This window comes from Eisenbergiella sp. OF01-20 (assembly GCF_003478085.1).
Lineage (GTDB): Bacteria > Bacillota > Clostridia > Lachnospirales > Lachnospiraceae > Eisenbergiella.
Window position 1 is genome coordinate 1 of record NZ_QUES01000049.1, and the last position, 12830, is coordinate 12830.

Here is a 12830-nt window from a genome sequence, read left to right on the forward strand (position 1 = left end):
ACACCGCTCTGCCAGCGGGCGGAAGGCCATTTTGCTCCTGCGAAGTTTGAGTTCATAATCTTATTTATCGGATTTTGAGAATACTCCCCATAAAGAAAATACAATACCTGTTATTAGCAAAGCAGCACCTATCATTAGCACAGGAAACAAACCTAAATCAGATACTGTCTGCCAATATCTTCCCAACTGGGTATTCCACTCCGTTGTATTTTCTAAACTCATGCTCGCTATTAAAGACGAAAATATCAACATCATTACACCTGTAATTTCAAATCCTATCCCAGCTATTATTTTTTTCATAGTATTCCTCCAAATAATTCCTTATATCATATTCCGATAAATCGATCTGTTTTACTACGCAATAAACTGAAAGTTATATTACTTTTTTGCCGTAATAAGATATAGCGACTTCATCGTATTTGGGATAAGCCTTATACCAATATCCTCAAATCCTGCCGTGTTTAAATATCCGCTTACTCTTTTTTTATCGGTAAAGGATCCGCCATCTAATACTTGCATTAACCATCCAAGAATACGATTGCTCATCCAATCTTCAAGCAACGGATCACCGATTATAAGTCTGCCGCCCTTTTTAAGAACTCTATATATTTCGCTAATTCCTTTGTTTTTTTCTTTCCAATGATGTAACGACAGTACGGTAATAACTAAGTCAAACGATTCTAAAGAAAAAGGCAGTTGTTCAACACTCCCTTTCATAAATGTTATCTTGTCAGATGAAGACAACTTGGGAATAGAAGTGTCAATAGCGGTAATATCACTACGCGGAAATGTCGCAGAAACCGCTTGCGTAAACGACCCATTTCCGAAGCCGACATCTAAAATAGTTTGCGGAATTGTCCGTGTATTACTAATTTCATTTAAAACCGCATAATGTATCGCTCTCAATATCTTCACCTCAATTTCATATTTGAATATCCAAATAAGCCGAACAAAATTCTAACCTAAAAAATATATTTCTTACAGCAAACTAAAGATTCATACTATAATACAAATAAGATCCTGTATATGCACTTTCTGTATTATTCTCTTTTCTGTTATATAATTTAATTCCAACGCTTTCATAGTTCTTAGGAGCAATTAAATTGCTATTCGTACACACTATTATTTTTTGAAGACCATCATATTCTTTAATTCTCCGAATAGCCTCTGCTAACTACATGTGTCCATAGCCTTTTCTTTTAAACTTTTCTCTAATCCCATTACGACCTATCTCAACATATTCTGGTCTGTGTCGATCATCCCATGTAACAAAACCAATGGGAAAATCTTTTATACAAGTTACTAATCCGCATTTATCTGCTATATCTGGATTGTCATAGAAAAAATCTTCTGACTCCTGCCAGTTCTCATCCCATATTATCTTATTTCCCGAATCATAAGAATACGCATCGTGTAAAATATCATATATAGTTCTTCTTGGAAATTCAGTGAATTTCCTAAAACAAACCATATTCCTCACTTTATTTACCTTTTGAAATTCCCATTTTCAGGCCGACAGACTGTGCGCATCGTTTATTTCTATCAACTTCCTTTAACAATTTGAAGATGAAAAGTAACTGTCAAAATACTCTTTGGAAAAATATCGATCATGCAGCGTCTTAAATACCAGTGTTGGAATCGTGATGCTATTTTGAATGGGACTATCAGGAGAAATAAGACATTCAAATACAGCATTCATTACTTTCGTACTGCTCTTAAATATGTACGGATTTCGTTTTATCAGCATCTCATAAAATCCATTGTCCTGCTCACAGTTATATCCATTATATTTGGGCGGCTTTATGGCTAGATGGAAATTAGGCAGTCGGCTAAAGAACCAACTCATAATAGCTATTAAAACAGATTGGTATCACCGTTAGGAATTTGAATATGATTCCACTCCATGTATTTCTTCCACTTCCATAATTCTTAAAGTACCAGCAACTACCGATATCCCGTTCATTCACACTCTCAACAAACTGGATATCACCGCTTCCTGATACCCATTCTAAACATACCTTAAGACAACTCAATCTGCCTTGTAAACCTTAATTTTGTATTCGCCGATAAAATCCTTACACTCTGCTGCTAAAGTATATGTCCCCGAACTATCCAGTGTAAAAAAAGTTTCCAGTGCCTTTGCCTCATCCAGCCTATATACTTCATTTCCAACTGAATCATACAAGACCATATTTAATTCTCCATTCACAATATTGGATCTAAATGAAAACTTTATTCTTTCGCCTGCTTCTCCTGAAAATGAAATATCAGAAGCTGTAGTAATTTGTTCTGTATAGCTGTTCTTCATACTACCTAAAACAGTTGGACGGGTTAGCAGGTAAATGCCTATTACTACAGCTGCTATAATGATAATCCATATTATTATAGTTTTCTTTTTCATCTCAATATCCTTTCAGCTTCTAATTTTTCTTACCAATAAACTATAAGTTAGTTATCTGCTTTTTCTGTAACTTCCGTCACGGTTAACTGCAGCTGATACTCATTTTCTTCGCCATTCAAATCAGTAGTTTTTAACTCAAAGAAAAGATTATTATGCAATTCATCGGTTCCTATTTTTGTTATAATATCCCCGGATATCTTTCCTGTATCACCGGAAATTTCCATCCAAATCGTTTAATCAAACTTCATAAGTTCCCCAATCATATCTAACGGCTTCAGACAGAGCCACCCCTGTTTTCTGAAAATTTCACTGTCATTGTGTTTTCTTTCCTCACATTATTCATATATCCAGCTGAACTCCCGGCAAAAACTCCAGCACTCTGACAGGTAGAAATATCCGCCTTTATTGCTTAAACATCACCGGATATCAAAGTTATCAAATACTAATTTCCATCATCTATGTAGTACTTTGTTAACTTTTAAAAGACAAACAGAAAACAGCATCATTATAATATATACTGCAATCCCTATAAGAACTGCATAAGGAAATGTCAATACATCAGGCTCTGCAAAACCATACACAAATTTACCCGTAAACTGGCAACGAATATAATCAAACAGCAGATAAACAAGCATAAGTACCGGTGTTATAAAATTAGCCACTGATACGATGCGCCTCTCAGCATCATTGCAAAACAGCAGATAGCACCCAACAAAAGCAATGGGATTAATGACATGCAAAAAGAAAAACGCTCCTTTGAAATTAAAATGATAGAATCCGGTCAGGCTTCCAAGACATATAAAAAACACGGTTAAAATACATACACAGACTGCCCGGTACAAATTGGAAGATAAATTCTTTTTCCCGCATATACTTAAGATTCCGTCTATCGTCAAAAGTACTCCGCCGAGCATATTGGATATACAAGTGAGTTCTACCAGATACTCCGGTATTGGCAGATACCCAACAAGAAGTGTTACAAGCATCATTAAACCGATCACCAGCTGAACTATACCTTTATACATTTTGCTTATCTCCCTTACAAATGCTCTGCGTGCTCTATATTATCCAACTCATCTTCGCCGCCATAATACAAGGGAACCACCACTTATTTACATTATCTGTAAATATTTTTCCCGAAATCATAGGCTTCTCTAAGGTGGTCTGTTTTGGCGATCTGCGGTTTCCCATTCGTATCTGCGCATCCTCCGGCAGGCAGTATCCCTTTTTATTTACTCAGGAATCGGCTCAAATTCTTTCAAATCGTCATCCTCAATTACCACCTTTTTGCAGTACATTTCCCCGCAGCTGCGTGCCTTAAAGTGCATTGGATGGTTTGTGGTGCTCATTGTAACATTAGGCGCAATGACAAAGGCGAATATAATAGATATTACGGTTAAAACGGAAACTATTAATTCTGACATATTTGCTGCATATTCTATTAGTATAGCATATAGAAATGAACAAAACCATTAATTTAAAACGGTTGATACCCAACTAAATACAGATAGAGCCCTTTCCACTGTCACCAAAACAGCCGAAAGGGCCCACTCTATCCAGTAAAAGCCATTTTTATCTGAACCTAAATTGTCTTAATAAACAATTTGGGTAAAAACTCTCTGGCACAGTGCCGCCAGAATGTCCAGTCATGCCCTCCCTCTTCCTCAAACACTTCCAATGGTATCCCATGTGCCTTTACTTTCCTTACCGCTTCTTTCGTTGTACTGTAGAAACCGTCCCGTGTCCCGCAAGCTACAAACAGCATTTGGAATATCTTTTCAAAGCTGCTTCTGTCATATAAAATTTGTCTGTAATCAGAATCCTTATCTTCTATAACCAGTCCTCCGCTGAATATCCCTGCCCAGGCAAAAAATTCAGGATTTCGAAATACCGTTCTCTGTGTCTGCATTCCTCCCATAGATAAGCCCGCCATAGCCCTGCTCTCTCTTTCGGGAACAGTACGGTACATATGATCAATAAAGGGGATACAATCCTTTACCAGCTCTTCATCAAAAGAACCTAATGAGTGATGGCTGCTTCCATCCCTGCGAAAAGCATATCCGGAATTCATGACAATAATCATTTCCCGCATCCTGCCCTCCGCAATCAGGCAATCCGCTATATTATCAATTTTCCCTTGCCAAATCCAGCCTGTTTCATTTTCTCCTCCGCCATGCTGAAGATATATGACCGGATATCTTTTTTCTATATTTCGTTCATATCCCGGCGGCGTATATACATAACACATCTTAGTTCTTCCTGTTTGTGAAGACTGGTAATAATTCAGATGTATTTGGCCATGCGGGATATCAGACAATAAATATTCAGGGAAATCTGTTTCCGGCATTTCAAAAAAATTAAGAGCCTTAAACGCGCCATATCCTACAGGGGCCATAGGGTTCAGTACCGGATTCCCATTTACATAATACTCATGATAGTGAAACCCCGGCTCAATACCTTCCAGCCGGACGGTCCAATACCCCTGTCTTCCCTCTTCCCCATCTGCTCTATTTAGTTTCCGCCGTTTCATCCCATAAACTTCAACTTCCACTTTTTCAGCATCAGGAGCCAGAAACCAAAAACTTACTTCTGCCTTTCCCTCTATTTCTACTCCATGATGAATATCACGGTAACGGCCGGCCGGATTTCCCTTATCATCCACTGCAAATAAAATTTTTTTGTAGGCAGGATCAAAAAATAAAACCTGCTCTTCCCATGTCTGTTTCCGCAACATTTCTCCCGAAATTTGTGTCCGCGGTTCACTCCCCTGCTTGTCCATGATATCTGTCGTTATTCCCTCAATACCATCCTCCTTAAACAGCAGTGCAGCAAATTCCCTTAAGCTTTCACGCCAGACATGCCATTCATGGAACCCATTATAGCTGGCCCGGCTGCAGGGGATTCCCTGTTCCAGAAGCTGGCCGCACGCGGCCTGCTGTTTTTCCGCCAGTCTTTCTTCCCCTTTTCCGCAGGATAGAAAAATATGATGGGCCGCATACGTTTTTTCAGTCAGGATTTTATCCAACTCTGTATCTGCCATCCCTGAAAACACACCTAAATATCCAAATAAATCCTGGTGTTTAGCAAACGTAAGCATTGCCTGTGCGGATCCCATGGACAATCCCGCTATTGCCCTGTATGCCCTTCCCTTTTTTACCCGGAATTCTTTTTCGATACAGGGGATACAGTCTTCTGTCAATTCTCTGTCAAAATCCCCGGGATAAAAAACAGGAGCAGTCTCAGGAATAAAGGAATACCCACAACACATTACCACAATCATTTCCGTACATTTCTTTTCTTTAATAAGGTTATCCAAAATAAGGTTTAATTTACCGCTCCATATCCATCCCGTTTCATTTTCCCCAGCCCCATGCTGAAGATACAGAACCGGATATTCCCTGTCTCTTTTCTCTTCATATCCGGGAGGCGTATACACAAAACAGGCTTTGATATGGGAATTAACTTGTGATTTATACTTCATTATCCGCACGTCCCCATGAGGTACTTCCTTCAGATAATAAAAATCCGTTCCTTCTTCAGGCATTTCGAAGAAATTAATAGCTTTAAAGCAGCCATATCCAAACGCACCATGGGGATTCTGCACTTCTACTCCATCCACATACCAATTGTGATAATGGAAACCGGGTTTTATTCCATCTACTGTTGCTGAAAAATATCCATTTCCTTCCGGTTTAAGTGAGAAATGTTCATTTCCCATCGTCCCTCCCAACCCGGCCACCTCTACTGTTTTTGCTTCCGGGGCAAAAAAACGGAAACGGACTTGTCTGTCCTCCTGCACCTCAATAGCCCCGGGATCTTCCATATACTGCAGGGAATCGATATTACCGCTTTCCTTCATATATACTTTTTTATTTAACGGATCAAAAAAAACAGGATGCATCGTTAATGCCTGATTCTTCCATTTACCCATAAACTGCCTCCCTTTTTATTTCAGCGCACCAAACGCCATATTACGTACTCTGTGATGCGTGTATTCTTCCATATTCGGTTCGAGATTGTGCATATAAACAACAGCTGCCTTCTCACTGGGATCTATAGCAATATAGGTTCCCATATATCCGGTCCAGCCAAATTCCCCCACTGATGTATTGCTTCCGGATCCTGGGGATAACATGGTACGTACTCCATACCCATATCCGTATCCGGCCAGATAGGAGCCGCTGAAATCCTTAAGCTGTTGTTCATTCAGCTGGTTTGTACGCATAAGATCAATTGTCTTTCGGCCGATAATATTCCTTCCCTTATAAACACCTCCGCAAGCCATCATCTGCGAAAAATTCAAGTAATCCCGGACCGTGGAAAATAAGCCGGCCCCGCCTGCTTCGTACTTTGCATCCGGCTCATGTCTGTGGTCAAACATTCCTTTGACCGGTATCATGCTGCCATCTTCTCTCCTGGAATATGGCGTCACCATACGTTCTCTGATATCACCAAAATAACGATAACCCGTGCTATTCATTTCCAGCGGTTCAAAAAGTTCACTTTGAAGGAAATCGCTTACTTTTTTCCCTGAAACGACTTCTATAAGTCCGGCAACCAGTTCATGTCCGAAGCCATACAGAAAATGTGTCCCCGGATCAAACCTTACCGGCACCTGGGACATCGCATAGATATCCTGGCGCAGAGTATAATCTCCCACCGTTTCTGCAAGATTCCTGCGGACTTTTTCCATCATCTGATGCGTATAGTCTTCCCCTCCGTATCCAATGCCCATTGCCATGGAAAAACAATCCCTGATTTGTATCGGCCTTTTTGCAGCTCTGATATATATGCCTCCGTCCTCTCCTGTATCCGCAACCATGGTATCCTTCCACTCCGGAAAGTACTCATAAAGGGGATCATCCATAAGGAAACGGCCTCTTTCATACAGCATCATCGCTGCGGTACATATAATCACTTTAGTCGTTGAAAACTGCCGGTAAACAGTGTCCGGCGTAATTATTTTCTTTTTTTCCAAATCTGCATAGCCATAGTAGCCTTCATACAGCAGCTCGTCGTTTTGTACTACCGCGCAGCCACAGCCCGCAGGGCCGTTTTTTACATGCTCTTTCAGAAAATCATCTAAATATATAAAACTGCCCATATGTAACCCTCCCTAATGTTATCGTTCTTTCCATCCTGTACCTCTGATAAGAGGGGAAGGAGTCTCCTCCTCCCCGGCTATCCACTTTATCTGTCAGTTTCCTTCCTGTGCATTAATATCTGTCACAATTTTGTCTGCATTTTTCTGAGCTTCCTCCAGCAGTCCTTCCGTATTATCTTCATACACTACCTGCTCAAAGAATGGTACCATCACATCATTCAGCATACTCATCCATCCACTGAAATTTCCGGGTGCGACCGAATCCGCACAGATATCTGTATCTGTAACCGTAATTGCCTTCAGTTTCGGATTCTCCATGTATTCCGCGGAATTCATAACCGGTATATAGTATGCAGGATAACCTATTTCATCAGACCATCTGTAAACAGCTGTTGCAGTCAGATCCGTTCCTTCATTTCCTGTATGCCACCACTGGATAAATCTCTCGCAGGCCAGCTTCTCCGCGTTATCTGCCTGGTTTGTAATGGAAAAACATTGTGTATTGGAAGGAACATGCTTGCCCCCTTCATCATACGGAAGCGGGGTGATTCCATAATTAATGCCATTGCTGTCCAGATCTGCGGTAAGCCATGCGCCAGTTACATAAAGCCCCAGCTGGTTAGCAATAAACATAGTGTCCATATCTCCTTCAACCGGATTATTCCCGGATTCAAACTGTCCCTTGAACCATTCTACAAATCTTTCATAACCCGTATTTCCGGAAAAATGCGCTTCCCATATGCCGCTGTCATTCTGTTCTACCATAAGTCCGCCAAACATCTGCATCAGACACGCATTCGCCCCAACATTGCCATAAGTCAAACCGGAACCATAAACATGCCTTTCCTGATTCGTTATTTTACCTGCAATTTCTGTCCACTCCTCATAAGACTTAGGCGGCATTTCCGGATCTAAGCCTGCCTCCTGAAATAAATCCTTATTCCAATATACATAATAGCTGCTTATCTGGAACGGTATTCCATACAAACCGTCATCTGTAGCGCAGGCATCCAGATAAGTAGGGACAAAATCCTCTTTATTTAAAGTTGTATTGTCCCAGATATCACTTACATCCGCCAATTGTCCTTCATAGGAATACTTTCCTGCGGCACTGCTCAGAATTAAATCCGGCCCGGCGCCCGCGGCCATTGATGTGACAAACTTGTTTCCAAAATCAGATGAAATATCCATTTCCACCGTTATATCCCATGGATTGTTTTTATTGAATTCATCCACCAGTTCGATCAATACCTGTCCGTCAGAGCCTGTCCACCCATTCCAAAATTGAATTGTTATCGGTCCCCCTGATGCTTCCTGTGAATCCTGTGTTTTTACAGTTTCCGTTTCTGTTTTTGATACCGTTTCCTTTCCATCCTCTTTTTTTTGCCCGCAGCCTGTTAACATACTTCCAATTAATGTGATACAAAGTATTGCTGATACCCATTTTCTCATTTTCCTTTACCTCCCGATAAATTTGCCGTTTCCTTTTTATAGCTCTTTTTACGTAACCCCTTTTTGTGTTGTTACTATTACTTTGATACATTTTTTCCTGCCGGTAAAACGATACAGGATGGATATTCCTCACAATGAAATATTTTTTGTACAGCTTTTTTCCCAGCCGCTTCATACCCTGCTCTGCCCCCCGTGTTCAGATTACAATCTGCATCAGGAAACAGACTGCTGGTTACTTCCATCCGCAGAGCATGCCCTTTTTTCAAAACAATCGCCGTATTTCCGACAGGAATCCTATATTCATAAATCTTTCCCGGCTCCAGCAATTCCTCCTTCCGCCCATTACGGTACCGTGCGCGCACCAGTTTCTTCATAAGGCAAAACGCCGTACCATCCTCCCATACATCAATCAGCTTACAAACATAGTCCGTATCCACAGCTGAAGAAGATGCATATATATAAGCTTCTACGGGACCTATTATTTCCAGTTCCCCATTCAGAGGTTCTGTCGTATAAACCAATACATCATCCCTGTTTTCATTAACCCTCTGATCCTGTGTAACAGCAGCATAAGGATATTCCTTTGTGGGCTTTATCTCTGAAGGTACAGGATTATCCGGATCATATGTATAGCAATCCTCCGGTTCGTCCCCCGGCCTATCCCAGCTTAAACGGCCATCGCCTTTCATGGTATTGGAATGTCCCTCACTGTGTAAATACATTTTCTTATAACAGGTATCCGGAACCGGCCAATCTTTTTCTGTCCGCCATTGGTTGATTCCCATAACAAACAGATGCACCGGATTTCCTGACATAAACTCACTATCTTTTCCTTTAATCCAGAAATCATACCAATCTGCAATTTTCCCCGATATGTCAACTGCGTCTCCGCCGGCCTCTTCGCCAAAATACTGCCCCAGCAAGCTGTCCGACAATACATCACCATGCTGCCACGGGCCTACAATTAGTCTTCCTCCCTTCCTTACTCTTTCATTCCCTCCTCTTTTCTTAAATTCCACATAATTATATATCGTTTCATCGCGCAGGAAATCATTCCAGCCGGTAAGCTCGAAAGCCGGTACCTGAACCTGTTCAAAGCCTTCCGTTCTTCCTATCTCTTTCAGATAATCAATATTTGTTATGTTTTCCAACAGTTCCCTTTGAAAAGAAAGCATAGGGATTTCATCCATACACGCCGCCGGCATATCCTTCAGAGGCCGGAAGCGCAGCTGTTCCTCACTGTCCTTCAGATATTTCTTCATCACCCGTTTTGTCTCTTCCGATAAAACGGGATGGTATTTTTCATTATCAAACGCTCTGCCATATATCCAAAAAAACAATACCGGAGAAAAGATACCAAATCCATAAACAGCCGGGAATTTAGTCCATGAGGTCTGGAATGGGCAAATAGCCTTTAAATGGGGTGGTTGTGCCCGGGCGGCGGCCAGCTGCGAAAAACCGTGATAAGATTCTCCCATCATCCCCACATTTCCGTCACACCATTCCATGGCCGCGATTGCTTCTATTGTATCAAATCCATCTTCGTCCTGATGTCCGGATGGATCCAGGATTCCCTCGGAATTTGCAGATCCGCGTACATCCTGAATTACCACATTATATCCCCTGGCAGCCAGTTTATGGGCATGCATATATCCCGACAGCGGATTGATATTATCTTTTAAATAAGGGGTTCTGTTGACAATTGCAGGATATTTCTTTTCATTATCCGGACGGTACACATCACAGTACAATACCGTTCCGTCTTTCATTGTAACTGGTATGTCATATAATATTTTAATATTTTCTCTCATGCCTCTCCTTCACCCGTTAAAACATGCCATTATTTATAATTTCTAATCCAGACAGCCGTACGCGCAGGCTCTGACCCGTAAATGATGGAATCTCTCCCTATTGGGCGCCATCTGATGCATATAAACCACAGATACGCCCTCGCTGGGATCAATAGATGCCCATGTCCCTGAACCGCCGGTCCAACCAAATTCACCTGGGGAACTGTTGCTTCCTCCCGCTGCCGGATCCAACAATGTCCGTACTCCCAAGCCGTAGCCATAGCCAGCTAAATAAGAATTCTGGAAATCCTTCAGCTGCCTTCCTGAAAGCTGGTTTTTCCTCATCAAATCAATTGTTTTTCTTCCCATTATCCGCTCTTTCTTGTGTATTCCTCCATTGGCCAGCATCTGGGTAAAACTGATAAAATCCTTTACGGTTGAAAATAACCTGGGGCATCCCATTCTATTTTCTTCCCCGGGTTCTGATTTATTGTCCATCATGGCTCTGCCGGGTATAAATGTTCCATCTTCTTTTTTTTCATAAAATACGGCCATCCGTTCTTTAATATCCCCAAAATAAATCATACCCGTATCATTCATTTCCAATGGTTCAAATAAGTATTTTGCCAGCGCATCCTGAATCTCCATTCCCGTTATCACCTCAATCAGCCCGGCTGCCAGTTCACTGCCAAAGCCGTACAGCCAATGTGATCCCGGTTCAAAGGCGATGGGAACCCGGGAAACGGCTCTGATTTCCTCCCGCAGCGTATAATGCCCTCTCTTTTTCAATTCTTCTGTTACCCGGTAAATTTCTTTTCCTGTCGGAGTGTCATCGGGCATATGTCCATACGGAAGCCCGCAGGACATACTCATTATATGCCTGATCTGGATAGCCCTTTCAGCCTGACATATCTGATAAGTGCCATCAATGTCCTTTACATATTTCCTTGTTTCCCTCCATTCCGGGAAATACTCACTGATAGGATCATCCAGCAAAAATTTCCCTTTTTCGAACAGCATCATACAAAGAGTATATATTGCAATCTTTGTCATTGAATACTGTCTGTACACGGTATTCTCCGTAACAGGCAGTTTCCGTTCTTTGTTGGCGTATCCGAAGTATCCTTCATAAAGAATTTCTCCCTTTCTGGCTATAGCACAACCACAGCCAGCAGGCCCATTCTCAACAAAACTCTGCAATAATGCATCCATATCCCTGAATCCCATATTTATCCCCTTCCTTTTAACCTTTCAGTCCACTTGTCGCCGTACCCTCAACAAAATATTTCTGTCCCACCAGGTATAGAATAAACATTGGCAGAATGGATATGAAAGCTCCTGCAAACGCAGCGCCGTATTGAATTGTATTTTCACCCACAAATAACGCAAGGCCATTGGTCAACGTACGCATATCTGTGGAACTCGTAATCAGCAAAGGCCATAATAAATCATTCCATGCCCCATTTACTCCCAATATTATTAATGTCACCATAGTGGGTTTTACCAGAGGAAGCATAACTTTCCAAAACAGGCCGAATTCTGATATTCCATCTATTCTCGCGGCTTCCTCCAGTTCTTTCGGCAATGTTGTAAAGGCGGCCCTCATCATAAACACACTCATAGCTGATGCCAGTTTTGGGATAATCAGGCCCGCATAGGTATCATACATACCCATTTTATATACCTCCATGAACAGAGGGACCATAATAACCTGAAAAGGTATCATCATCGTTGCCAATGTCATGATAAACAGCACATTTTTCCCTTTAAATTCCAGTCTTGCAAAAGCATATCCTGCCAGGGCATTTAAGAAAACGGAAGGGATTGTTGTCCCCAAAGCATAAATCACTGTGTTTATTACATATTTGTCCAGCTTTATCCGCTGCAGGACAGCCGTGAAATTCTGCAATGTCAATGATTCCGGGAAAAAATGAGGCGGAAAGGCAATGATTTGATTCTGCGGTTTAAAAGCACATAAGGTCATCCAGATAACCGGGATTAAAATAATAAGCCCCACTAATACAAGAACACAAAATACTGGTATGTATTGCAGATTTCTTTTCCATTTAGCATTCATACTGCC

Annotated in this window: 13 protein-coding genes; all 13 read right to left on the reverse strand. The window is 41.4% G+C overall.

The genetic code is table 11. The features are described from left to right. Nucleotides 1-60 precede the first annotated feature (60 nt). The 13 genes from DXA36_RS29740 to DXA36_RS29810 all read right to left on the reverse strand — a co-directional run bounded on the left by DXA36_RS29740 (nt 61) and on the right by DXA36_RS29810 (nt 12824). Complete coding sequence (locus tag DXA36_RS29740) at nt 61-300, reverse strand: hypothetical protein (protein WP_118682887.1); 240 nt, start codon at nt 298-300, stop codon at nt 61-63. A gap of 78 nt (nt 301-378) precedes the next feature. Then, nucleotides 379-906, reverse strand: coding sequence for a class I SAM-dependent methyltransferase (locus DXA36_RS29745; protein WP_207666389.1), 528 nt, complete (start codon nt 904-906; stop codon nt 379-381). 268 nt (nt 907-1174) lie between these two features. After that, a complete protein-coding gene (locus DXA36_RS33755; RefSeq protein ID WP_243114777.1) occupies nt 1175-1480 on the reverse strand; it encodes a hypothetical protein in 306 nt (101 codons plus the stop codon). 549 nt (nt 1481-2029) lie between these two features. Then, complete coding sequence (locus tag DXA36_RS29760) at nt 2030-2401, reverse strand: hypothetical protein (protein WP_118682889.1); 372 nt, start codon at nt 2399-2401, stop codon at nt 2030-2032. Between the two features lie 47 nt (nt 2402-2448). Then, nucleotides 2449-2625: a hypothetical protein gene (locus tag DXA36_RS33215; RefSeq protein WP_182479320.1), complete on the reverse strand. Its 177-nt coding sequence runs from the start codon at nt 2623-2625 to the stop codon at nt 2449-2451. A 228-nt stretch (nt 2626-2853) separates the two neighbouring features. After that, nucleotides 2854-3426, reverse strand: a complete 573-nt coding sequence (locus DXA36_RS29770) for a hypothetical protein (protein ID WP_118682890.1) — start codon at nt 3424-3426, stop codon at nt 2854-2856. A 207-nt stretch (nt 3427-3633) separates the two neighbouring features. Continuing rightward, a complete protein-coding gene (locus DXA36_RS33760; protein WP_182479321.1) occupies nt 3634-3825 on the reverse strand; it encodes a hypothetical protein in 192 nt (63 codons plus the stop codon). A gap of 158 nt (nt 3826-3983) precedes the next feature. After that, the gene (locus tag DXA36_RS29785) at nt 3984-6332 is read right to left on the reverse strand and encodes an alpha/beta hydrolase-fold protein (RefSeq protein WP_118682891.1); all 2349 of its coding nucleotides are present in this window, start codon (nt 6330-6332) and stop codon (nt 3984-3986) included. 15 nt (nt 6333-6347) lie between these two features. Next, on the reverse strand, nt 6348-7505 hold the full coding sequence (locus DXA36_RS29790) for a serine hydrolase domain-containing protein (RefSeq protein ID WP_118682892.1): 1158 nt from the start codon (nt 7503-7505) through the stop codon (nt 6348-6350). A 93-nt stretch (nt 7506-7598) separates the two neighbouring features. Further along, nucleotides 7599-8957, reverse strand: a complete 1359-nt coding sequence (locus DXA36_RS29795; protein ID WP_118682893.1) for an extracellular solute-binding protein — start codon at nt 8955-8957, stop codon at nt 7599-7601. A 77-nt stretch (nt 8958-9034) separates the two neighbouring features. Further along, the gene (locus DXA36_RS29800; protein ID WP_118682894.1) at nt 9035-10768 is read right to left on the reverse strand and encodes a CocE/NonD family hydrolase; all 1734 of its coding nucleotides are present in this window, start codon (nt 10766-10768) and stop codon (nt 9035-9037) included. 42 nt (nt 10769-10810) lie between these two features. Next, a complete protein-coding gene (locus DXA36_RS29805) occupies nt 10811-11974 on the reverse strand; it encodes a serine hydrolase domain-containing protein (protein ID WP_118682895.1) in 1164 nt (387 codons plus the stop codon). A 16-nt stretch (nt 11975-11990) separates the two neighbouring features. Further along, nucleotides 11991-12824 carry a carbohydrate ABC transporter permease gene (locus tag DXA36_RS29810; protein ID WP_009253692.1) on the reverse strand — a complete coding sequence of 278 codons (834 nt, stop codon included), beginning with the start codon at nt 12822-12824 and terminating at the stop codon, nt 11991-11993. Nucleotides 12825-12830: the final 6 nt, after the last annotated feature.

Bases quoted from the DNA above. Each gene is read 5' to 3' on its own strand.
- DXA36_RS29785 (WP_118682891.1), bottom strand. From the start codon at position 6,332: ATGGGTAAATGGAAGAATCAGGCATTAACGATGCATCCTGTTTTTTTT.
- DXA36_RS29770 (WP_118682890.1), bottom strand. From the start codon at position 3,426: ATGTATAAAGGTATAGTTCAGCTGGTGATCGGTTTAATGATGCTTGTA.
- DXA36_RS29805 (WP_118682895.1), bottom strand. From the start codon at position 11,974: ATGGGATTCAGGGATATGGATGCATTATTGCAGAGTTTTGTTGAGAAT.
- DXA36_RS33215 (WP_182479320.1), bottom strand. From the start codon at position 2,625: ATGGAAATTTCCGGTGATACAGGAAAGATATCCGGGGATATTATAACA.
- DXA36_RS29810 (WP_009253692.1), bottom strand. From the start codon at position 12,824: ATGAATGCTAAATGGAAAAGAAATCTGCAATACATACCAGTATTTTGT.
- DXA36_RS29790 (WP_118682892.1), bottom strand. From the start codon at position 7,505: ATGGGCAGTTTTATATATTTAGATGATTTTCTGAAAGAGCATGTAAAA.
- DXA36_RS29740 (WP_118682887.1), bottom strand. From the start codon at position 300: ATGAAAAAAATAATAGCTGGGATAGGATTTGAAATTACAGGTGTAATG.
- DXA36_RS29795 (WP_118682893.1), bottom strand. From the start codon at position 8,957: ATGAGAAAATGGGTATCAGCAATACTTTGTATCACATTAATTGGAAGT.
- DXA36_RS29760 (WP_118682889.1), bottom strand. From the start codon at position 2,401: ATGAAAAAGAAAACTATAATAATATGGATTATCATTATAGCAGCTGTA.
- DXA36_RS29800 (WP_118682894.1), bottom strand. From the start codon at position 10,768: ATGAGAGAAAATATTAAAATATTATATGACATACCAGTTACAATGAAA.
- DXA36_RS33760 (WP_182479321.1), bottom strand. From the start codon at position 3,825: ATGTCAGAATTAATAGTTTCCGTTTTAACCGTAATATCTATTATATTC.